We start from the raw sequence: 21,664 nt of genomic DNA on the forward strand, positions 1-21,664 counted from the left end.
GATCAGCGCCCTCCCGCATACAGCCCATACACCGCGCGCAGATAAGCACCCTGGGCTTGCAAAGCCGCCAACTCGGCTTGGAGGGCAGCCAGCTCGGATTGGGCATAAGCCAGCGGAGAAATCAACCCCGAATCAAGCCGGCGTTTATCGGCGGCCAATTGTTCTTGGGCGTTTTGCAACAAAGCCTGTTGGATCCCGAGTGCGCGAAAGGCATTTCGCACCTGGGCGTACAAGCTGTCGTACTGAAGGCTGAGCCCCCGGCGGATCTCCCGTGCTGCGGCCTCGGCTTGCGCGACTCGGGCTTGGGCGGCTTCGATGTCGGCTTTGGCTGCGTAGCTGGGGTCGAGCAGCTCGACTTGCAGCTTGGCGAGCTCGAGGCGCTGCTGGGCCTGTACCACGTCAGGGGTTTGCTCGAGCAGGCTTTGCAGCAAGCTCTGCTCGGGCAAGGGTAAAGCCGCAGGAAGCGGAGCCAACTCCGAGAACTCCCCCACCAAGCTGCGCAGGTTGCTGCGGGCGTTGAGCAGCCCTTGCTCCGCAAAGGCTTGGTTGCGCTGGGCATCTTCCAGCCGGGCTTGGGCGTTCTTGGTGTCGAGCGCGGTACCCGAGCCATTTCTCTGACGGATTTGGGCTACTTCGAGGTTGCGCTGGGCCAGCTCGGTGGACTTTTTAGCCAGGGCTACTTGCTGCAGGGCCTCGAGGACTTGGGTATAAGCCTGCACAATACTGCTTTCGGCCTGGGCTCTGGCTCGGTTGAGGTTGGCTTGCGCCAAGGCCAGGCGCTGCTCGGCTTGCAGCCGTACCGGGCGGGTCAGCAAGGGATCGGCCAGGGTGCGCTGGAGGTTGGCCTGGGCATCGGAGAGTTCGGCCTGGGCGCTTTGTACTGGGGCTTGTGCGGTGGCTTTGCTCAGGGCCACCGACAGCGTGAGGGGGGGCTGTTGGGCTAAAACAGGGGCGAGAAGCAGTAGGCCAAAAGCTGAAAGCGAGCGTATGGCGTTGGGTGGGCGCATCACTTCACCTCACTGAGGGGTTGAGCATAGAAACGGTACAGGTCAAGAATGCGGGAGAGCCGGTTGAGCTTGGCTTGCTCGAGCGCGAGCTGGGCCTGGGCCAGCCCCAGTTCGGCCTGGAGTGTGGCGAGTGGGCTCGAGAGGCCCAGCCGTTCGCGCTCGCGGGATTCGGCCAGGCTTCGCTCGGCGTCTTGCTGGGCGGCTTGCGCCAGGCTTACTTGGGCTTCGGCGCTTTGCAAAGCCGCTTGCAAAGAAGCCTCTTGTAAGGCAGCGCTGCGCTTGGCCGCTTCGAGGGCGGCTTGTGCGGCTTCGACTTGTTTGCGCCCAGCCTCGAGCGCTTCGAAGATCGCCGGGCTGAGGTTTAGCGAAACCCCCAGCTGAAACTGGCTTTCCGGCCTGGGCTGCCCGGTTGAGGTTGTGGGGGGGTTCTGGTAGCTGTAGCCGAGCTGGGGTTGCAAGGTGCGGCTGTTAAGGCTCAGGCTGAAGCTGTCGCGGGGTGAAGTGTTGTAGGTGTAACTGGCCTGGGCCACCGGCCAGATGCCCCGCTCAGCCCGGGCGTAGTTGAGCTGGGCTTGCACCAGCTGTAGCTCGGCTTGGCGGACACTGGGGGGAGTAGCAGGCAGAGGAGGCGAAGGAATAGGGGGGATTGTCTCCCCGCTGTGCGGCGAAAAAAGCATCTCGAGGGCGGATGCTCCCAGCAGATCGCTGAGGTTGCGCCGGGCCAGCTCGAGGTTACGCCCCGCGTCCTCAGCTTGTAGCTGCGCCTGACGGAGTTGGGCTTCGGCCTGGCGCACTTCTGCCGGGCTAGCTGCCTCGCGCTGGGCGCGTAGGCGCACGGCCTCGAGGCTCGCCTGGGCCAGCCGGGCTCCGCTTTGGGCAGCCTCGAGGCCAAGCTGGGCCAGCCGCACCCGGTAGGCGGCTTCCAGGGCTTGGGCCTCGAGGTTGGCCTGGGCCTGGCGCAGCCCCAACGCGGCTTGCTCAACCCCCAGCCGCGCCTGGGTGATGGCGTCGGCAGTATCGCCAAAGGGGAAGGGGGTGAAGACTACCCCTACCGAAGCGCTCGCTACCTGAGTAGCGGGGATGGGGTCTTGAAAGTTAAGCCAGGCGTTTCCTCCTTGGGCCTGTAGGCTTACCGAGCTGGCCTGGGCCCGCAGTTGGGCTTGGGCGGCCTCGAGCCCTAGCCGGGCCTGTACGAGCAAAGGGTGGTTTTGCAGGGGGGCGTAAAAGCTTTGCGCCAGGCTATGGGCTAAAAACTGGACGCCGAAAGCCAGAATAAACAGACCCCTACGCTGTAGGCTCTTTACCCCACGCTTTTCGACGAGGTAGCTACGATGTACGGCGCTAGGGGTCCTCACTCTCCCACCGCCCGAGGTGCCAGCAATTTTTGATAGCTCTCACACAACATCGCGATCTCCCTTGAGTTGAGTCGGGAGTAGCGTTCCCGTGAGATTTCCCGCCAGCTTTTGCGCAAGCGCTCGAGAAAACCCAAACCTTCCTCGGTAAGCAGCACCCGTACTTGCCGCCGGTCCTTGCGGTCGAGTTCGCGGCGCACCCAGCCGCGCTCCTCGAGTCCGGCTAAAAGCTGGGAAACCCCGGAGGGCGAAACGTCCATCACGAACCCCAGGCTCGAGGGCTGATCAATTCCCTCCCGCAGCGAAACCAGGGCAAAAGCCTGCATCGGCGAAACACCCAGGGGCTCAAAAGCCCGTTGCAGGTCGAGTCGGAACTGCCACACCAGTTGTAGGCTGAGCCGCTCGAGGGTTTCTAGCACGGCGTCGCTAGGATATTTCATACGCATGAAATATTACGTTGACTAACAAATCTACACTGAACGGATCACCACATTCTTCAAAGCCGGGCCTGACCCTGCCAATCCCGAGGAGCGCGAGCGCCGCGAGGCCGATAAAAACGTCCAGATGGACGCTAAAGCCGCCGAGGTGCTGGAGGGCATGAACCAGCTGACCCGCGGTCATGCCCTATGTAAAGGCCGACCAACAGCCCAAGACGCCGGAGTTCGAGGAATACCAAAAGGCTCAGCGAAATTTGTTGGAGGTTCAACGTGAGGAGGCCGATGAGCACCGCGCGGCGTGGGAACGGGGCGAGAAAATCACCCCCATCGCCCGGTATGAGCCAGACGCCCGCACCAACTATGAGGTGGGCGAGGGCTGGCGCTGGGGCCGCCTGAGCACCACCGAGAACGGCATCCACTACATCAGCCACGACACCAGCCAACCCGGCCCCCGCATCCTGGTAGACCCCGACATCGCTCAGTGGATTGATTACTCCAGCGTACCCGAGGATGACGTTTACCTGACCGGGAAAAGAGCGGCCAGGAGCTTTGCGTCTACAATAAAGGGTATGGAAAACGCCTTTGATTCCAAACCCTTCACGCCGTTCCCGCTTTTGTACGACCCCCTGCTCGCCAACGCTTGTTTGGCGGATGGCGCTATTTTTGCCGTCAACGACTTTGATACGGCCTTCGGCATCGCCTATGGCGATAACGGCATCTACAGAGACCCCGCCTACCGGGTGCCCTTCAAGGCGGGCGGCTGGGTGGCGGTCTACGCCTCGGAAGTGATGCCCTCCCCCTTTGCCCGTGGCCCCTACGCCAACCTTCCCTCCGGCCCCTTGCGGGTGCTGTGGGTCAATGGTAGCGGGGAGTGGGGCTACAGTGAGCACCGGGGAGATGAAGGGCCGACCGACCTGAGAGCGATGAACGGTGAGCTAAGGCGGCTCATCGCTACCATCCGCCCGGTGAAGGACATCCCCGGCTTCCAGATGCCTCCCGAAAAGAGTATTGCCGGGGTGCTTGAGGCAAGCGCGGAGGAAGGCTGGCCCCTGGAGCGCCTGGTGGCCCTGGCCCGGGGGGACATCGAGGTGGACAACCCGGCCATGCGGTGGTGGAGGTAGGCCGCCGGGACGACTAAGGAGGGCTGGATGCCTAAACGAGAGCGCGTGATCGCGTTCGCCAGGAAGATACTCAAAGGGCAGGAGGGCTACCGTCTCCTGCCCTCTAAAACCGACCCCCGCAAGCGGCGCTGGCAGCGTACCGATACGGACACCCCGAGCCCCCGCCCTCCCACAGGCAAGGGCTCGGTGCTACCCCCTGACTGGTCAACTCGGCTCCCCGAGCGACGGCGCTTCGAGGAATTTGGCGAGCTTGAGCCCGGCGGCATGGGCCGCAACGGGCCGGTGACGGTGGGGCGGCTGGGGGATGAGCGGTGGGTGCTCAAGCCCTCCAACGAGGGGGCGGTGATGAACGAGATTGTGGCCAGCCTGGTAGGTCGTAGCCTGGGCCTCAAGGTGCCCCCGGCTATTGCGGTGGCCAAGGGGAGCGATCTATGGGCGGGCTCGCTGCTAGTAGACCATCTGGAGCACCACCCCCGCGTGGGCTTCAACGACCGCAACCCCCTGAAGTTCGGCCCCGACGGCCCCGAGGACATCCCCAACTACTGGCAACAGGTGGGGCTGGGCAAGCTGCTAGGCGACATAGACCGCAAGGGGGGCAACTGGGGCATTGACCAGTACGGCCAGCGCTGGGACTTCGACTTTTCCCTGAGCGAGAATGCCAACCTGTTCTACGGCCCCGACGATGAAAGCTGGCACGCCGCACGCAAGCGGCACTTCCAGGAAGCCATCGAGGCGATGCGGGGCAAGCTAACCCCCACCGCTTTTCGGCGCTATTTGGAGCCCTACCACACCCTGGCCGAGAGCGACCCTGAGCGCCTGTACGGTTGGGCTGGTGGGTTGGACAACCTGGATGGGCTGGTCCCCTGGGGGGAGCCCCTTGGCCCCGCCCTCATCGAGGCCGGACAGGCCAACCGCCGGGCGATGCGGGAAGTTTTGGCCGGGTTAGGCTTAGCTAGACTGGGGCCATGAAGCTAACCCTTGTTCTCTACCTACCTAGCCGCACCAACCAAAACTCCATCGGCGTCGAGGATGGGCAGATCGTCACCAGCCGCTACTTCCCCCGGGCCTGGCTGGAAGCTGCTCAGAGCTACCTCCCCGGTGTTCCCGAGCACCTGAGCGTGCTGGCCTGGATGCTGGACGTCCACGCCGGTAAGGTCAGGGTCGAAGACCGCCTGCCGGGGTGGGGTTGGGGCGACCCCCATAAGGCGCGGGCCTATCTCAAGGCCGAACTCGATAGGCGGGGTATTGAGTGGTAGTCCGCTGATGCGGGGAAGAACCATGGACGAAAATCAATCCGTAGCCATGAAACTGGCCGAGTTGCTGCTGCTGGCCGCGCGGGCCGGGTCGGTTGCTGATGTGGCCGCTGACCCCAACACCCCACCCAATACCACTGTGGAATGCCCCTGCTGCGGCTCCCTGGTGGAATCCACCGAGGCTCTGGCCAACCCGGTGACGCCGGTGCTGCTGGCGTTATGCCCTCGGGGCAACCCCCTGCTCAGCATCCCCGACACCAACTATGCCGTGTGTCGCTCCGGCAACGCGCTGGTGGTGCTGGATGCTGATCAGTAGGTAGCTATCAAACTACGGCGGCGTGTAGACCCCTCGACCCCTGTGGGGCGGCCCGGAAGTCGCCCTTAGTCTATTTAGAAATTCGGGGGAGCGCGAGGGGGCTGTAATCCCCCTTAATTCATTCAGGGGAGGACGTCACTTTGCCTACACTCCCACCTGCTGCGCCAGTTTCGCTAGCGCCTCGCTCCAGTCCTCGCCCACGTTGAGGATGTGGTAAGGCTTTTGGACGCGCCGCGCCAACTTGCGGGCCAGGTTGGGGATGGGGTCGGAGCCGGGCACCATCAGGTAGATCAGGGCCCTGACCTTGCCCAGGCGGGAAAGGTAGCGGCTGGCTCCGGCGAACTCGAGGTCGGTGGGCAGGTCGAGGGGGATCTCCACCCGCCTGCCCTCCTCACGCAGCCTGCTGGAGGGAATGTCGGGCCAGAAGGGGCTCAGGCCCGCCTTTTGCAAGGCTTGCACCAAGCCGCCTTGCAGGCGGGGGTCCTCCTGCACCATGGGCAGGGTGGCGATACCCACCGAGCGGTTGCTGCTGGGGTTTTTGGGCAGGGGAGGGGTGTGCTGCAGGAGGTACTGGGTCTTGTCGAGTACCCTGCGCGTGAGCATGGGGTTTTTGGTCAAGGTCTGCCCCACCTCGGCGGCGAAGCCCACCAGGTCGGGCGAGAGATAGGCGGGAACGCGCAGCATGGGGGGTAGGCCGGGTAGGTAGCGGGCCAGGGAGGCACCCAGGTCGAAGATCCAGGGGTTCTGGGCTCCGCCGCGCTCGCTCTGGATGTCACCCTGAGCATCGGGGATGAGCAGGTAGTCCACGCCTTGGGCCTTGAGATTGCTCGCCTGTGCGGCAACCAAGCTGGCCGGAAGAAAGATGGGCAGGCTGGGCTCGACCGGCTCAGGCCGCACCAGCTCGAGGCCCAGCCCCTCGAGGTAAGGCTCCCAGAAGGGCAGGTAACGCCCAGCGAGCCAGGTGTCCAGAAGGCCGATACGCACTCCAGAATCCTAATCGGGCCACGGGGCTATGGGCAAGGGCGGCGAGGCCCATAAGCCTCCCTTAATGCAGCTGCCATGACCCAGGAGGTGGCCGCTGGGCTTCGTATACTGGGTTTGCGGTTATGCACCCGTTGTCGCTGCGCCTACTGGTCCTGTTGGGGCTCACGCTGGGCCTGGCCCTGGCGCAGGCGCCTGTTCAGGATCTGGTCCTGCGGGTGTTGCTGGCCGAGGCCAGCGAGGCCAGCTTGAGCCTGGGAGCCCACCTGCGGCTCAGCAGCTACGGCGAGCAAAACCTCCCCGCCGCCACGCTGAAGCTTAGCGCCTCGGGCAACGAGGTGCTTGTCGGAGGACAGGCCAGCGGCCCGTGGGTCGAGTTTCAGGCCACCGATGGGCTATTCGTCTTCGAAGGCCGGCCCTACCGGGGCAGCCTGCAGGCCATCGCCCAAAACGGCACGCTGCTGCTGATCAACCGGGTGTGGCTCGAGGACTATCTCATGGGCGTGGTGCCCGGTGAGGTGCCCCGCTCCTTCCCTCCCGAGGTGTTGCGGGCGCAGGCCATTCTGGCCCGCACCTTCGCGCTCTATCGCCTCAACCCCAAAGCCCTCTACGACATCTGCGACGACGAGCGTTGCCAGGTCTACCTGGGCTACCGCGCCGAGACCCCCGAGCACAGCGCGGCGGTGCAGGCCACCCGCGGGCTCATCGTGAGCTACGCTCAGCAACCCATCACTGCCGTCTACCACGCCGATTCAGGCGGATATACCGCCGCCTCCGCGGAGGTCTGGGGAGGCAGCGTGCCCTACCTCATCGCCCGTCCCGACCCCTACTCGCAAAGCCCCAAGGGCGTCTGGGGCCTTACCCTCTCGCCCCAGGCGGTGGCACGTCAGCTGCTCGCCCAGGGGGTGCTGGTGGGGGAGGTGCAGGGTCTCGAGATCGTGCAGTACACCGAGTCCGGGCGGGTAGCCCGGCTGCGGGTGCGCGGCAACCTCAAGAGCACCGACCTCGCAGGCCCCCAGGCCACCCGCTTCCTGCGCGGGCTGGGGCTGCCCTCGACCCGCATCACCCTCAGCGGCTGGGATGTAACGGGTTTTGGCGTGGGGCATGGGGTTGGCATGAGCCAGTGGGGAGCCAGGGGCTTCGCCCTCCAAGGCTGGAACTTCAAGCAGATCCTGGGCTACTACTACCCCGGCACCTTCCTCAGCAGCTTCGAGGTGGTCGAAGGCCTGCGTGAACGCTTGCTGGCCGCCGGCTACCTCCCCACCCAGGGCATCCAATCGACCGCGCCCTTCGAATCGCTGCTCTCGAGCCCCCTGGGATCGGTGCAGTAGGGCTCGAGGGGCTTCGGGCGGCGATGGACGGTGGCAAGCCATACGCCCACGCCCATCCACATCCTTCAAATGTGAAGTGGCTGCATATAGTTGGGATATGTCGTCGCGCAAATTCTTGCTCGGTGGCCTGTTGGGGGTGGTGGGACTGAGTGCTGCGATGGCGTCGCCCGCCCAGAGCCTCTTCGATCAGGCTACGTTCTTCATCGGTTTCTACTACAATGGCCCGGCCAAAGTGCCCAATTTTCGCGAGTTGCGCCAGCGCTACCAGGGCCAACTCGAGCAGGCTTGTCGGGGACTGGGGGAGCAGTGCGGCTACGAGCAGGCCAGGGCGGTTATCGCGCGCATTATCGAAGACTTAGGCGACCCCTTCACCGCCTTGCTCAGCGCCGAGGAAGAGCAGGAGGCCAGCCGACTGGGCGCGGGGCTGGGGCCGGTGGCCCCCTGGATCGGGGTGTGGGCGCGTCCTGGTGCGGGTGGGTTGGTGGTGGTGGAGTCTTTCCCCGGTGAGGCCGCCTACCGCGCGGGCCTTAGGCGCGGCGACGTGATCACCCAGGTTGAGGGGCAGCCGGCCACCCTTCAAGCCCTGCGCGCCGCCGAGCGCAGCCAGCGGCCTTTCACCCTCGCTTATACCCGTCGTGGGCAAACTCGGCAGGTGGAGGTGCGCGGCAGCGTCAGCCGGGAGAGCCTGCAGCCGCGGCTCGAAGTGCAAGGCGGCGTAGCTTACCTGAGGGTCTACCACCTCTACTACTCCGAGCGCTTCAGCGTGGCCGAGCGGGTACACCAGCTCGTGCGCCAGGCCGAGCAGAGCGGAGCCAAGGGGATCATCCTGGACCTGCGCGACAGCCTCACTGGCATCGACGACGAGGCTATGCTAGCGGCCAACGCCTTCATCCCCAAAGTGGGCTTCACCTATGCCTGGCGCTTCAAAAACCTCGATGAAACCTTCAGCGTCGAGGAGGGTAAGGTCTATGTGCAGGATGAGGGTCAGAGCGAGCGCTCGCTCGTGCGAGAGCTGTCGAACCCGGTGCAGAGCTCGCTGCCATTGGTGGTGCTGGTCAACCGCAACACCTTCAACAGTGCCGAGATGCTGGCCTACTTCCTGCAAGCGGCGGGCCGGGCCAAGGTAGTGGGCGAGCAAAGCGCCGGAGCCCTGGGGGTTTCGGGCAGCGCCGACAATGCGCTGATCAACGGGGAGTTCCTGGTGGTCTCGAGCATCCGCATGAAAAACCTCGACGGCACGCCCTTCCCCCTCAAGCTCACCCCTGATGTGGCAGTAAGCGACGACCTAGAAGCCCTGGCGCAGGGTCGCGATGTGGTGTTGGAAAAAGCCCGCGAGGTACTGGGCGTTCAGTGACGGGGGAACTATGCAGCATCTGAAGCGATGGATCGCCGCTCTGGTCTTGGTGCTGGGCACCTTGTCTTGGGCTTCCCCGGCCCAGGACCTCTTCGACCAGGCCAGCTTTTACCTCGAGTTCTACTATTTTGGCCCCTCCACCCTCGACCTCAAGGCGCTGACGGTGAAGTACCAGGCCAGCCTCGACAGCGCCTGCGCGCAAGAACCACAGACCTGTCCCTACGACAAAGCCGTGCCCGTGATCCAACAGATGATCCGGGAGCTGGGCGATGGCCACACCTACTATCAGGGGCCCGAAGCCCTGGACACCGCCCGCCAACAGCGCAGCGGCAACGCGCCCTCGCGTGGCCTGCGCATCGGCATCGCCTACCAGCCCATCGAGGGTTCCCGCGACCAGCTCGTCACCGACGTGGTCGAAGGAAGTCCCGCCGAGGAGGCCGGAATCCTCTATGGCGACCGTCTGATCGCCCTCAACGACCGGCCTTTCAGCGAGTTTGGCAGCCCCGAGGAGGTGCAGCGCACCCTCAGCGCCACGGTGCAGAGCGGTCAGCCCTTCAGGTTGACCCTGCTGCGCGGGCCCAAGCGGGAGCGGCTCGAGGTCACCCTCACGGGGCGCGAGATCAACCTCGCCCGTCTGCCCTCGCTCAAATTGCGCCCCGATGGTATCGCCGTGCTCAAGATCCCCGACTTCCTGGCCAACAACCGCGTAGGGCCCAGAGTCCACGAGCTCGTGCGCCAGGCCCAGGAAGCCGGAGCCAGGGGGATGATCCTCGAGCTGCGCAATAACAGCGGGGGCAGTGCCCTCGACGCCCTGATCGCCATGGCTGCCTTTATCCCCAATCCCTACGTGCTCTTCACCGACCGCTACAACCAAGAGCGCACCGTCATGAGTGTCCGTGAGGGCAAAGCTACCGTCAGCGACGACAAGGGCACGGTGCTGTTCTCCCTACCCCTCGAGCGCCCGGCTATGTGGAAGGGGCCGCTGGCGATCCTGGTCAACTCGCGCAGCGCCTCGGCCGCGGAGTACCTGGCCTCGGCCTTGAAGCTGAACCGGGTAGGGGTGGTCATCGGAGAGCCCAGCGCCGGGGTGGGCAACACCACCACCCGCACCTACCGCCTCATCAACGGCGGCGGCCTCAACATCTCGCAAAATCGGGCCTTCCTCGAGAACGGCGACAGCTATCCCGAGGTGGTGCGCCCCGACATCAGCGTGAACGACGACCTCAAGGTCCTGGCCGAGCAGGGCCGCGACCTGCCTTTCGAGCGCGCGCTCGAGGCGCTGGGCGTCAAGCAGCCGTAAAGAAGCGGGAAGCCGTGCTGGAGGGTCGAAAGCCAAAGCGTCTTGCCTACGACGCGGCCTTCGATCCCCACTGTATACTGGGTATCGGTAAAACCGATTCCCGCCATGCAGATCTCGCTCAAGCAACTGGTCTACTTCATCGCCGTGGCCGAGGCGGGTTCGATCTCCCGCGCCCTGACCTCCCTCGACGTGGCCCAGTCGGTGGTCACCGAGGCCATCAAGAAGCTCGAGGAGAGCCTGGGGACCCAGCTCTTCCACCGGCACGCCCGGGGCATGGTGCTCACCCACGCGGGGCATCAGTTTTTGCGCCACGCCCACGAGGTGCTGGCCGCTTTGCGCAACGCCGAGCAGGCCATCCGCGAGCGCCCCGACACCATGAGCGGGCGGCTCAACCTGGGGGTGAGCAGCCTGGTCACCGCCTATTACCTGCCCTACCTGCTCGACCGCTTCGAGCGGGTTTTTCCGGGGGTGGAAGTCTCGCTGGTGGAGGACCGGCGGGGTTACATCGAACATCTGCTCATCAATGGCGAGCTCGACGTGGCGATCATGAACGTCTCGAGCACGGACAAGCAGGCCCTGGAGACCCACACCCTGCTGCGTGCGCCCTGGCGGGTCTGGCTGCCCTCCAATCACCCCCTGCTCAAGCGGGAGGCCATCGCCCTCGAGGAGCTCCAGAGCGAGCGCTTGCTGGTGCTCAAGAACGACGAGCTCGACGAAGTAACCCAGCAGGTCCATCGGCTGGCCGGATACCCCAAGATCACCGTGCGCACCGAGTCCATCGAGGCCATGCGCAGCCTGGTGGCGGTGGGCATCGGGGTGGCGGTGTTGCCCCACCTGATGTACCGCCCCTGGTCGCTCGAGGGCGACCGACTGGAGTCGCGCCCCATCATCGGCGAGCTACCCCGCCTCGAGATCGGCGTGGTCTGGCGCAAGGGCAGCGAGCTCTCCGAGACCGCCCGGCAATTTTTGGTGATCGTGGGGGAGCACTCGAGGCTGCACCAGTACACGGAAGAGTTGGCGTGAGGGGGCGGGTCGTGTTCCTGCATACGGTGTTGTAGGCGAGGCGCCTTGGCCCTCGACTCATAGCACCCATCGCTTCCCCCGATAACTGCCATATCCCCGGCTTTCTTGTTTCTCTGTCGGTCTCCTGCGTATGCTACCCGGCAGCACGACAACCCTGACGCATCGGGCACCCTCGAGGCGTCGTGCTGTCGCTCATGACACAGGAGGCAGACATGAGAAGAAGAGCGTGGTTGTGGGCATTGGGCGCGATTTCTTTGATGGTGAGCAGCCTGGTTTTAGCCCAGATTCCCGCCAGCCGGGCGCAGCAGTCCATCGGTAAGCTCGAGGGACAGCTCAACATCCTGGCCTGGCCAGGCTACGTCGAGGACGGCTCCACCGACAAGAGCGCCGATTGGGTAACCCCCTTCGAGCAGGCCACGGGTTGCCAGGTGAACGTCAAGGTCTTCGGCTCCTCCGACGAGGCGGTGCGCCTGATGAACCAGGGCGGCTACGACCTGGTGACCGCCTCGGGCGACGCCACCCAGCGCCTGATCTCGGGCAACGTGGTCGCCCCGGTCAACTGGAAGCTCATCCCCAACACGGCCAGCCTGGACAAGCGCTTGGTGGATGCCCCCTGGTACACGGTCAATGGCGTGCGCTATGGGGTGCCCTACCAGTTTGGCGTCAACGTGCTGGCCTACAACACCAAGGTCTTCCCCAAGCCCCCCACCACCTGGGCCATCGTCTTCAAGGAGATGATCCTGCCCGATGGCAAGAGCAATAAAGGCCGCGTGCAGGCCTACTATGGCCCCATCTACGTGGCCGATGCCGCGCTGTTCTTGATGAAAAACCGCCCCGAGCTGGGCATCAAGGACCCCTACGAACTCAACGAGCGGCAATACCAGGAAGTGCTCAAGCTGCTGCGCCAGCAGCGGGCCATCCTGCAGCGCTACTGGAGCGACGCCAACGCCCAGGTGCAAGACTTCACCAACGAGGGCGTGGTGGCCTCGACCACCTGGATCTTCCAGGTCAATACCCTCAAGGCCAACAACCAGCCCATCGACTGGGTGGTGCCCAAGGAAGGAGCCACCGGCTGGGCCGACACCACCATGCTCGCCGCCAAAGCCAAAAATCCCAACTGCGCCTACAAGTGGCTCGACTGGCAACTCACGCCCAAGGTGCAAGCCGATATCGCCGGCTGGTTTGGCTCCAATCCCGTCGTGCCCAAAGGCTGCACCGTGAGCGGCTCGCTCCTGGCTGCCGACGGCTGCCAGAAACAGGGCTACTTCGACTTCGACAACATCTGGTTCTGGCGCACCCCCACCAAGGAGTGCAAGACCCAAAACAACCAGTGCGTGCCCTATAGCCGCTGGGTGAGCGACTACATCGCCATTCAAGGGGGCAGATAACCCTATGTCGATGGCCGATTGCCCACCTCTAGTCACCGGCGATCGACCATCGACCATCGACATTGCTATGTCCAATGCCGTCGAGCTGGTCAACCTTTCCTGCCACTTTGGCTCGGTGCGGGCGGTGGACGGGGTGAACCTCGAGATCCGCGCGGGGGAGTTCTTCTCCATGCTGGGCCCTTCGGGCTCGGGCAAGACCACCTGCCTGCGGCTGATCGGGGGCTTCGAGCAGCCCACTGCCGGGCAAATCCGGCTCTTTGGGCAGGACGCCTCTAGGCTGCCACCTTATGCCCGCGACGTGAACACGGTGTTCCAGGACTACGCCCTATTCCCGCACATGAACGTGCGCGACAACGTCGCCTACGCGCTGATGGTGCGCGGGGTGAGCCGGGCCGAGCGTTACCGGCGGGCCGAGGAGATGCTCGAGCAGGTCAAGCTCTCGGGCTTCGGGGACCGCCGCCTTGGCCAGCTCTCGGGGGGGCAGCGTCAGCGGGTGGCTTTGGCAAGGGCGTTGATCAACAAGCCCAGGCTCTTGCTGCTCGACGAGCCCTTAGGCGCCCTCGACCTCAAGCTGCGCGAGGAGATGCAGATCGAGCTCAAGGCTCTCCAGCGCAGCCTGGGTATCACCTTCGTCTACGTCACCCACGACCAGAGCGAGGCCCTTTCCATGAGCGACCGGGTGGCGGTGTTCAACCAAGGACGTATCGAGCAACTCGACCCCCCCAAGCGGCTCTACGAATACCCCCGCACCGAGTTTGTGGCCCGCTTCGTGGGCAGCGCCAACGTGCTCGAGGGCTCCGTCATCGGGCTCAAAGGCAAATACGCCCTGCGTCCCGAGCGTATCCGCGTGCAGGCCGGGCACCACGGCGGGCCGGGCTGCCTGGCAGGCCAACTCCTCGACGTGCATTACCTCGGTTCGCAGACCCGCTACGAGGTACGCGTGGGAGAGCAACGCCTCACCGCCATCACCCCCTCCGACGAGGCCGACTTGCCCATCGGCAGCCCCGTGACCCTGAGCTGGGACCCTTCCGCACTGCGCGAGCTGGAGGTATCCCGGTGAGCCTGGCCGCTCCCAGAAGCCTGCGCCGGCGGGTCTCCGATTTGCTCTATCTCCGCCCGCGCTTCCTGCTGCTGCTCTTGCTGCTTCCCCCGCTGCTGTGGATGGGCATCCTCTACCTGGGCTCGCTGTTCAACCTGATGCTCTACAGCTTCTACTCGCTCAACGACTTCACCGGGCAGGTCGAGTACCGCTTCTCGCTCTCAGCCTTCAAGCAGCTTTTTTCCTCTGCGGCCAACGTCGACATCGTCCTTCGCACCACGCTCATGGCCCTGGCTGTGACCCTGGCCTGCGCCGTCATCGCCTTCCCCATCGCCTACTACATCGCCTTTTACACGCGGGGCAGCGCCAGGGCCTTCTGGTATCTGATGGTGCTGCTGCCCCTGTGGTCGAGTTACCTGATCAAGGTCTACGCCTGGCGCTTGATCCTGGCGGGCGAAGGTGTGGTGAGCTGGTTTTTCAACGCCCTGGGGCTGGGCTGGCTGCTGCAAGGCGTTCTGAGCCTGCCGGTGATCGGGGGAACCAGCCTCTCCAACAGCTACCTGGGCATGTTCTTGGTGTTCACCTATATCTGGCTGCCCTACATGATCTTGCCCATCATCGCGGCCTTGGAGCGCGTCCCCAGGTCGTTGATCCAGGCTTCCTCCGACCTCGGCGCCAGGCCGCGCCAGACCTTCTGGAAGGTGGTCTGGCCGCTGAGCATCCCGGGGGTGGCCGCCGGCTCGATCTTCACCTTCTCGCTGACGCTGGGCGACTACATCATCCCGCAGGTGGTGGGGCAGCCCGGCTTTTTCATCGGGCAGATGGTGTACGTGCAACAAGGCACGGCGGGCAATTTGCCGCTGGCTGCCGCTTTCTCGGTGGTGCCGGTGGTGATCATCGCCATCTACTTGCTGATCGTGCGCCGAATGGGGGCTTTTAATGCGCTGTAGCTGGCCGAATGGCGAATGCCAAGAGCCCAAGGCAATGCGGGCGGGAGGTCGCTATGCCGAATAAGCCTTCCCTAAGCCTGCGCATCGCCTTCATCGTGGGAATGCTGTTCCTGCACTTCCCCATCCTCGTCATCGTGCTCTACGCCTTCACCACCGAAGACCGCACTTATCAATTCCCGCCGCCGGGGCTGACGCTGAAATGGTTCGGCGAGGCCTTCGAGCGGCAGGACATGTGGAGAGCGCTGCTGCTGTCGCTCGAGGTCGCCGGGATGGCCACGGCCATCGCCCTGGTGCTGGGCACCATGGTGGCGGCGGCCATATATCGCTTCGAGTTCCGCGGCAAGGACCTCGTCACGGCCTTGCTGATCCTGCCCATCGCCCTGCCCGGCATCCTCACCGGCATCGCGCTGCTGACGACCTTCAAGCGGCTGGCCATTGAGCCCTCCTTCTGGACCATCGTCATCGGGCACGCTACTTTCTGCATGGTCACGGTCTACAACAACGTGGTGGCGCGCTTCCGCCGCACCGGCCACTCGCAGCTCGAGGCCAGCATGGACCTGGGGGCCGACTGGCTGAGCACCTGGCGCTTCGTGGTGTTGCCCAGCATCGCCACCGCCCTGCTGGCCGGGGGCATGCTCTCCTTCGCCCTCTCCTTCGACGAGGTCATCGTCACCACCTTCACCGCCGCCGACCAGAAGACCCTGCCCATTTGGTTCCTCAACGAGCTTTTCCGGCCCCGCGAGCGCCCGGTAACCAACGTGGTCGCAGTGTTCGTAATGCTCATAACCTTCCTGCCCATCGTACTCGCGCAGTGGCTCACCCGCGACACCGACGACCTGCACGGGGGCGGGAAGACGAGCTGAGTAACGCCAGGCGCCAACTCGTAGGCAACACCCCTTAGCTGAGCGGAAAGGAGCTTTATCGATGCAGATCAAGCAACTCATCAACGGCGAGTTCGTTTTGGGGGAGGGAGCCCCCTACGAGATCCTCAACCCCGCCACCGGGGAGATCCTCACCCGTGTACCCGAAGCCTCGCTCGAGCAGATCAAGGCCGCCGTGGCCGCCGCCGAGACCGCCTTCGACGCCTGGTCGCAGACCACGCCCAAGGACCGCTCGCTGTTGCTCTTGAAGCTGGCCGATCGGATCGAGGAGAAGGCCGAGGAGTTCGCCCGGCTGGAGTCGCTCAACTGCGGCAAGCCCTACCTGGCCGTACTCAACGACGAAATCCCCGCCATCTCCGACTGCTTCCGCTTCTTCGCGGGGGCGGCGCGGGCCATGACGGGGGCGGTGGCCGGGGAGTACCTGGCGGGGCACACCAGCATGATCCGGCGCGACCCCATCGGGGTGGTGGCCTCCATCGCGCCGTGGAACTACCCGCTGATGATGGCGGCCTGGAAGCTAGGGCCGGTGCTGGCGGCGGGCAACACCAGCGTGATCAAGCCCTCCGAGCAGACCCCCCTCACCACGCTCAAGCTGGCCGAGCTGCTGGCCGAGCTCTTCCCGCCCGGCGTGGTCAACGTGATCACCGGCGTGGGCGAGACGGTGGGCTCGGCGCTCATCCACCAGCCTCAGGTGCGCATGATCTCGCTCACCGGCGACGTGGCCACGGGCAGGCGGGTGCTCGAGGCCGCCTCCCAGAGCCTCAAGCGGACCCACCTGGAACTCGGCGGCAAGGCCCCGGTGATCGTGATGGACGACGCCGACCTCGAGGCCGCCGTGCAGGGCATCAAGGTCTTCGGCTACTACAACGCGGGCCAGGACTGCACCGCCGCCTGCCGGGTCTACGCCGGGGCCGGCATCTACGACCGCTTCGTGGCCGAGCTCTCCGAGGCGGTGAGCCGTATCAAGGTGGGCGCCCAGAACGAGGACGGGGTGGAGATGGGCCCGCTGATCACCGAGCGCCAGCGCGCCCGCGTGGCTAGCTTCGTGGAGCGGGCCAGGATGCAAAAGCACATCGAGGTGACCACGGGAGGCAAAGCAGGCGTGGGCAAGGGCTTCTTCTACGAGCCCACCGTGATCGCCGGAGCCCAGCAAGACGACGAGATCGTGCGGCGCGAGGTCTTCGGGCCGGTGGTGAGCGTCACCCGCTTCACCGACACCGAGCAGGCCATCGCCTGGGCCAACGACTCCGACTACGGCCTGGCTTCCTCGGTCTGGACCCGCGACGTGGGCAAGGCCATGCGCATCGCCAGCCGCCTGCAGTACGGCTGCACCTGGATCAACACCCACTTCATGCTGGTCAACGAGATGCCCCACGGCGGCCTCAAGCACTCGGGCTACGGCAAGGACATGAGCATGTACGCGCTCGAGGACTACACCGTGGTGCGGCACGTGATGGTGAAGCATTGAGTTGACGATGGTCGAACACCCGGCGCGGGTCGTGCCTCCTAGCAAGGGGGGCCGGGGGATATCCCCTCCCCGCGGGCGGGGAGGGACGGGGTGGGGCGGGCGCAGGACCCGCCCTTCCTCCTGCCCTCGCTGCGAGGCTGGTCCCTCATCGCCACCCCGATCACTTTGCCCCCGGCCCGCGGTGGTAGTGTGTCGAAGGCTATGAGCCCGCAAACGCGTCGCGAGATTTTAACGATCGCCATTCCGGTGAGCCTCGAGTCCTCCTTCCAACTGGTGCTGGGCTTCATCAACCAGGTCATCGTGGGCATCCTGGGCACCGCCACCATCGCGGCGGTGGGGTTGTCCAACAACGTGCTGTTCATCGGTATCCTCTGCCTGAGCACATTGGGCTCGGGCTGTGCGATATTGGCCTCGAGGGCCCGCGGGGCAGGGGACGGCGTGATGGTGGCGCGCATCTCGAGCTTCTCCCTGGTCTTCGCCACCCTGCTCGCGCTGTTGTTGGCCCTGCCGCTGGCGCTCTTCGCCGGGCCGTTCCTGCGCGGCGTGGGCGCCAACCCCGAGATCGCCGAGATCGGCGCGCCCTTCCTGGCCCTCATCGCCCTCACCCTGCCGCTCATCACCGCCAGCACGGTGGCGAGTTCGGTCTTCCGCACCATCGGGGAGGCGCGGCTGCCCATGACGGTGACGATGATCGCCCTGGCCCTCACCCCGCTGCTCTCCTGGCTGCTGGTGCTGCCGCTGGGGCTGGGGGCGGTGGGGGCCGCCATTGCCGCCCTGATCGCGCAGGGCTTGCGGGCGCTGACGCTGGTGGGGTTTTTGTTCTTCAGCCGCTGGGGCATCGCCTGGCACTGGCCCGACCTGGGCCAGGCCCGGCAGATCCTGGGCCGCATGGTGCCGCTGGTGTTGCCGCTGTTCATCACCGAGATCGTCTTCAGCGGGGGCTCTTTCCTCTTCGCGCTGCTCTTTGAGCGGCTGGGCACCGCCGAGCTGGCAGTGTTCCAGATCGTCAATACCCTCGAGGGGGTTTTTATCACGGCCTCGCTGGGGCTCAACGTGGCCGCGACCATCCTGGTAGCCCAGGCCATCGGGCGGCGCGACGAAGGGGGGACTTGGCGCATGGCCGCGAGCATCTTGAAAATCGGCCTGCTGAGCGCGGCGGCCTTCGGGCTGCTGATGGCCCTGAGCAGCCCGCTGCTGCCCTTGCTCTACCCCAACACCAGCCCCCAGGTGCAGCAGTGGGCGGCGTGGGCAGTGCTGCTCAACGCGCTGTTCCAGCCGGTCAAGGTCTCCAACATGATCTTCTTCGGCGTGCTCAGCAGCGGGGGCGACACCCGCTACTTGCTGCTCTCCGATTTCGTGACGGTGTTCGTGGTGGGGCTGCCGCTGGCCTACTGGCTGGGGTTTGGCCTGGAGTTGGGGCTGTGGGGTATATTCCTGGGGAGGCTGCTGGGTGAGGAACTGGTGCGCATCAGCATGTTCGTGCTGCGCTACCGTACGGGACGCTGGTTTGGCCTCGAGGCCCGTCCCCTGCCCCAGGCCTGAAGGGATCGGCCATGCTGGTAGGAACCGCCGAAATCCGCGTGCTCACCGAGGCCGACGCCGCGGCCTTTTACGCCTTGCGCCTGCGGGCTTTGGAGGAGGAGCCCCTGGCCTTTGGCCGCTCGGCGGAGGAGTACCGCGACACGCCGCTGGAGGAAGTGGCCCGCAGGCTCCAGGAGTGGCCCGAGGGAAGTTTTACGCTGGGGGCCTTCGAGGATGGGCGGTTGGTGGGGATGGTGGGCTTCGTGCGCAGCGACGGACCCAAGATGCAGCACAAGGGCAGCATCTGGGGGATGTACGTCGCCCCTGAAGCCCGCGGCAAGGGCCTGGCGAAGGCCCTGCTGGTGCAGTTGCTGGGCCGCGTGGCCCAGTACGGCGGCCTCGAGCAAGTCCACCTCGCCGTGGCCACGCCCCAGGAAGCCGCCCGCAAGCTCTACCGCAGCCTGGGCTTCCAGGTGTGGGGGCTCGAGCACCAGGCGCTCAAGGTGGGCAGCACCTACGTAGACGAAGAGCACATGGTGTTGTTCTTGGGCGTGTGGGATGGGGATGGCGGCTAGCTGCTGAGGGCCGCGAGCCCTCTGCTCGTTCCCGCACCCTCAGAGCTTCGGCAGCGCCCGGATGTCCGTAGGCGTTTGGCTTCCCCCACCTGGCTCCTCGGAGATGGCGAGGGCAACGGCGGGTGCGGGCAGTTTCAGCGTGACCACGTGGCCGTGGAAGGTCTCGAGGGGGATCGGCCGGGCTACGGTGCCGCCCACGCCCCAGGCCTGGTAGACCCTGCCTGGGGCGGGGCGCGGGAGGTTGAGCACCATCAAGGTTTGGCGGTCCGGACGCACGAGGGCGCGGCCCACGGTCTGGCCTTGTGCGTTCACCAGGGTGATCACCTGGCTTCGGGGGTCGCCCAGCGCCTGCACCCAGCCCCAGCTCAGGCTGCCCACCCAGGCCACCACCAGCAGCAGAACCGCCGCCACCGCCGGAGCCAGCCAGCGCAGGAACATCGGACGCGGTGAAGGAGAGGAGTGGGGCTGGGCCAGCTCAACGCGGGGGGGCAAGGAGGCTATGATCCGCTCCTCGAGCCCCTCGGGCCTCGGCTCGGGGGGCAGGGCCAGGGCCAAATCAGCCGCCGCTGCCTGCAACCCCCTCAGCTCGGCTTGAAGCTGGGGGGAGGCCTCCAGGACCCGCTCCACCTGAGCGCGCTCCTCGGCAGAGAGTGCGTCGAGGACGTACAGGGGCAACAAGTCGCGGGCCTCCTCAGGCTTCACCCAGCACCTCCCTCAGCTTCTCCAGCGCGCGGCGTGCGCGGGTTTTGAGTGTCCCCAGCGGGATCCCCAGGCGCTCGGCGGCCTCGCCGTGGGCATACCCTTGATAGTAGAGCACCTCGATGACGCGGCGCTCGTCGGGCGATAGGGCGGCCAAAGCCCGCTGGATGCGTACGCGGTCCAGGGCACCCCCCTCGTCGAGGCCGGGGCCCGGCAGGTCGAAGACCTCGGGGTCTTCCCCGTCCTGGGCGGGCTCGAGGGCTTTGGGGCGGGCCGCATCCCGGCGCACTAGGTCCACCACCATGTGGTGGGCCACCGCCAGCAGCCAGCTGCGGGCTTGGGTTTTGCGGGGGTCGAAGCTGGCCGCCCCCCGCCAGATGCGCTGAAACACCTCCTGCACACAGTCCTCCCGCGCCGCCGCGTCCAAGCCCATGCGCTTGGCCAGGGCCAGCACCGACCCCGCGTACCGCCGGTAGAGCCACCGCAGCGCCTCCTCGTCCCCACGGGCCACCAGAGCCAGCAGAGCTTCGTCGGAGAAGTGCTCGAGGCTCATGCGGGAACACCTTACCATACGTGGCACGGCTTCCAAACGGATTGTAGCTGGGCCTTTCAGCGCAAAGCCTGGGCAAAGAGGTAGGCCTGAGGGTCCACGGCAGCGCCGTAGCGGAAGACCGAGTAGTGCAGGTGGGGTCCGGTCGAGCGCCCGGTAGAACCCACCTGGCCGAGCATCTGACCCATGCGCACGCGCTGGCCCTGGCTCACGGCGAGGCTCGAGAGGTGGCCGTAGAGGGTGCGGTAGCCGTTGTGGTGATCGATCAGCACCATCAGGCCAAAAACAGGGTTCCAGCCCGCCTCCTCCACCGTGCCCTGGGCCGTGGCATAGACCGGTGTACCGGGAGGGGCGGCGAGGTCGAGGCCGTTGTGAAACTCGAGCCCTCCGCCGCCAAAGGGGTTGGTCCGATAACCAAAGAGCGAGGTCACGTGACTCTCCACGCGCAGCGGCGCACCCCTGGGCTCGGTGAACATGGGTTCGTCGGGTAGGGGGTTGGCCAGGGACTGCTCGAGGCTCTCCAGCTCGTAGCTGAAAGCCTCAGCCTGCACCCGTAGCTCGATGAGCAAGTCCCCCAGCTCCACCGCTTCACCCGCCCCGCCCCTGGGTTCTTTGGGGTCCTGCGGGCGGGGGGGTGGGCTGGTTGGCTCAGGCAACAGCCGCACGCGGGGCAACCCGGACTTGGCTCGCAGGCGGTTGATCTCGCCCTCGAGGGCCTGCAGGCTCTGGCGCATCTGCACCACCTCAAGCGCATAGGCCTCGTTGCGGCTTTGCTCGGCCTGGAGGGCGAGTTGCAGCTTGCGGGCCTGCTGGGTAAGTTGCTCCAGGCGGGCCTCCTGCTTCTCGCTGTGGGTGAGGCTGCGCCCCAGGTAGAGCACCATCCCCAGCGAGAGCGCCCACCCCAGCACGAACACCCACAGCGGGAGACTGATGCCCACAGAAAGCCACTGCGCAGGGTTGGAGCTGGGGCGCGACCGACGCATCGCCCTACTTTAACCCGCTCGCCCGCACCGGCGGCGTGACGAACAAACCGGGGGCCTGAGGTGTTAAGATCATCTTGATTCGCTCGAGCAAAACCTACGTTTTCGTACAGAGGTGCTGGAAATCCGTGGGTTATG

General features: G+C 65.6%; 22 protein-coding genes. 15 read left to right on the forward strand and 7 right to left on the reverse strand.

Annotated features, from left to right (window positions below; translation table 11 throughout):
- Positions 1 to 2: 2 nt before the first annotated feature.
- Genes B047_RS0102115 through B047_RS0102125 form a run of 3 tightly spaced genes read right to left on the reverse strand, consistent with a single transcriptional unit; the run spans position 3 to position 2,799 of the window.
- A complete protein-coding gene (locus B047_RS0102115) occupies positions 3 to 1,007 on the reverse strand; it encodes a TolC family protein (RefSeq protein ID WP_018465311.1) in 1,005 nt (334 codons plus the stop codon).
- Positions 1,007 to 2,362, reverse strand: a complete 1,356-nt coding sequence (locus B047_RS0102120; protein WP_018465312.1) for a TolC family protein — start codon at positions 2,360 to 2,362, stop codon at positions 1,007 to 1,009. Before B047_RS0102120 ends, B047_RS0102115 begins: the two co-directional genes overlap by 1 nt.
- The gene (locus B047_RS0102125) at positions 2,359 to 2,799 is read right to left on the reverse strand and encodes a MarR family winged helix-turn-helix transcriptional regulator (protein WP_245533676.1); all 441 of its coding nucleotides are present in this window, start codon (positions 2,797 to 2,799) and stop codon (positions 2,359 to 2,361) included. The genes B047_RS0102120 and B047_RS0102125 overlap by 4 nt, the downstream gene beginning before the upstream one ends.
- Before the next feature lie 179 nt (positions 2,800 to 2,978).
- Between B047_RS0102125 and B047_RS17120 the strand changes: the two genes are divergently transcribed.
- The 4 genes from B047_RS17120 to B047_RS0102150 are packed head-to-tail and all read left to right on the forward strand — an operon-like array spanning position 2,979 to position 5,486.
- A complete protein-coding gene (locus B047_RS17120) occupies positions 2,979 to 3,917 on the forward strand; it encodes a hypothetical protein (protein WP_018465315.1) in 939 nt (312 codons plus the stop codon).
- A gap of 27 nt (positions 3,918 to 3,944) precedes the next feature.
- Positions 3,945 to 4,886 (forward strand): hypothetical protein, encoded by a 942-nt coding sequence (locus tag B047_RS0102140; RefSeq protein ID WP_157205781.1) that lies wholly within the window; start codon positions 3,945 to 3,947, stop codon positions 4,884 to 4,886.
- Positions 4,883 to 5,173 (forward strand): hypothetical protein, encoded by a 291-nt coding sequence (locus tag B047_RS0102145; protein WP_018465317.1) that lies wholly within the window; start codon positions 4,883 to 4,885, stop codon positions 5,171 to 5,173. Before B047_RS0102140 ends, B047_RS0102145 begins: the two co-directional genes overlap by 4 nt.
- A 22-nt stretch (positions 5,174 to 5,195) precedes the next feature.
- Positions 5,196 to 5,486, forward strand: coding sequence for a hypothetical protein (locus B047_RS0102150; protein WP_157205782.1), 291 nt, complete (start codon positions 5,196 to 5,198; stop codon positions 5,484 to 5,486).
- 144 nt (positions 5,487 to 5,630) lie between these two features.
- Here the strand turns inward: B047_RS0102150 and B047_RS0102155 are convergent, their stop codons facing one another.
- On the reverse strand, positions 5,631 to 6,470 hold the full coding sequence (locus tag B047_RS0102155; RefSeq protein ID WP_018465319.1) for a hypothetical protein: 840 nt from the start codon (positions 6,468 to 6,470) through the stop codon (positions 5,631 to 5,633).
- A gap of 122 nt (positions 6,471 to 6,592) precedes the next feature.
- Between B047_RS0102155 and B047_RS0102160 the strand changes: the two genes are divergently transcribed.
- The 11 genes from B047_RS0102160 (at position 6,593) to B047_RS0102210 (ending at position 19,297) form a co-directional block, all read left to right on the forward strand.
- On the forward strand, positions 6,593 to 7,798 hold the full coding sequence (locus B047_RS0102160) for a SpoIID/LytB domain-containing protein (protein ID WP_018465320.1): 1,206 nt from the start codon (positions 6,593 to 6,595) through the stop codon (positions 7,796 to 7,798).
- Positions 7,799 to 7,895: 97 nt separating this feature from the next.
- On the forward strand, positions 7,896 to 9,152 hold the full coding sequence (locus tag B047_RS0102165) for a S41 family peptidase (protein ID WP_018465321.1): 1,257 nt from the start codon (positions 7,896 to 7,898) through the stop codon (positions 9,150 to 9,152).
- 10 nt (positions 9,153 to 9,162) lie between these two features.
- A complete protein-coding gene (locus B047_RS0102170) occupies positions 9,163 to 10,452 on the forward strand; it encodes a S41 family peptidase (protein WP_018465322.1) in 1,290 nt (429 codons plus the stop codon).
- Positions 10,453 to 10,557: 105 nt separating this feature from the next.
- Positions 10,558 to 11,475 carry a LysR family transcriptional regulator gene (locus tag B047_RS0102175; protein WP_018465323.1) on the forward strand — a complete coding sequence of 306 codons (918 nt, stop codon included), beginning with the start codon at positions 10,558 to 10,560 and terminating at the stop codon, positions 11,473 to 11,475.
- Positions 11,476 to 11,687: 212 nt separating this feature from the next.
- Positions 11,688 to 12,863 (forward strand): ABC transporter substrate-binding protein, encoded by a 1,176-nt coding sequence (locus tag B047_RS0102180; RefSeq protein ID WP_026234502.1) that lies wholly within the window; start codon positions 11,688 to 11,690, stop codon positions 12,861 to 12,863.
- 67 nt (positions 12,864 to 12,930) lie between these two features.
- Positions 12,931 to 13,923, forward strand: coding sequence for an ABC transporter ATP-binding protein (locus tag B047_RS0102185; protein ID WP_018465325.1), 993 nt, complete (start codon positions 12,931 to 12,933; stop codon positions 13,921 to 13,923).
- Positions 13,920 to 14,852, forward strand: coding sequence for an ABC transporter permease (locus B047_RS0102190; RefSeq protein WP_018465326.1), 933 nt, complete (start codon positions 13,920 to 13,922; stop codon positions 14,850 to 14,852). The genes B047_RS0102185 and B047_RS0102190 overlap by 4 nt, the downstream gene beginning before the upstream one ends.
- Positions 14,853 to 14,905: 53 nt before the next feature.
- A complete protein-coding gene (locus tag B047_RS0102195) occupies positions 14,906 to 15,715 on the forward strand; it encodes an ABC transporter permease (protein ID WP_018465327.1) in 810 nt (269 codons plus the stop codon).
- Positions 15,716 to 15,776: 61 nt separating this feature from the next.
- Positions 15,777 to 17,201 (forward strand): gamma-aminobutyraldehyde dehydrogenase, encoded by a 1,425-nt coding sequence (locus B047_RS0102200; protein ID WP_018465328.1) that lies wholly within the window; start codon positions 15,777 to 15,779, stop codon positions 17,199 to 17,201.
- Positions 17,202 to 17,402: 201 nt separating this feature from the next.
- Positions 17,403 to 18,743 (forward strand): MATE family efflux transporter, encoded by a 1,341-nt coding sequence (locus B047_RS0102205; protein ID WP_018465329.1) that lies wholly within the window; start codon positions 17,403 to 17,405, stop codon positions 18,741 to 18,743.
- Positions 18,744 to 18,754: 11 nt separating this feature from the next.
- Entirely contained in the window at positions 18,755 to 19,297 is a 543-nt protein-coding gene (locus B047_RS0102210; RefSeq protein ID WP_018465330.1) for a GNAT family N-acetyltransferase, read from the forward strand.
- Between the two features lie 39 nt (positions 19,298 to 19,336).
- Here B047_RS0102210 and B047_RS0102215 read toward each other — a convergent pair whose 3' ends face one another.
- The 3 genes from B047_RS0102215 to B047_RS0102225 are packed head-to-tail and all read right to left on the reverse strand — an operon-like array spanning position 19,337 to position 21,529.
- Positions 19,337 to 19,999 (reverse strand): anti-sigma factor, encoded by a 663-nt coding sequence (locus tag B047_RS0102215; RefSeq protein ID WP_018465331.1) that lies wholly within the window; start codon positions 19,997 to 19,999, stop codon positions 19,337 to 19,339.
- On the reverse strand, positions 19,989 to 20,549 hold the full coding sequence (locus tag B047_RS0102220) for a sigma-70 family RNA polymerase sigma factor (RefSeq protein WP_018465332.1): 561 nt from the start codon (positions 20,547 to 20,549) through the stop codon (positions 19,989 to 19,991). The genes B047_RS0102215 and B047_RS0102220 overlap by 11 nt, the downstream gene beginning before the upstream one ends.
- A 56-nt stretch (positions 20,550 to 20,605) precedes the next feature.
- The gene (locus B047_RS0102225; protein WP_018465333.1) at positions 20,606 to 21,529 is read right to left on the reverse strand and encodes a M23 family metallopeptidase; all 924 of its coding nucleotides are present in this window, start codon (positions 21,527 to 21,529) and stop codon (positions 20,606 to 20,608) included.
- Positions 21,530 to 21,664: the final 135 nt, after the last annotated feature.

Source organism: Calidithermus timidus DSM 17022, assembly GCF_000373205.1.
Lineage (GTDB): Bacteria > Deinococcota > Deinococci > Deinococcales > Thermaceae > Calidithermus > Calidithermus timidus.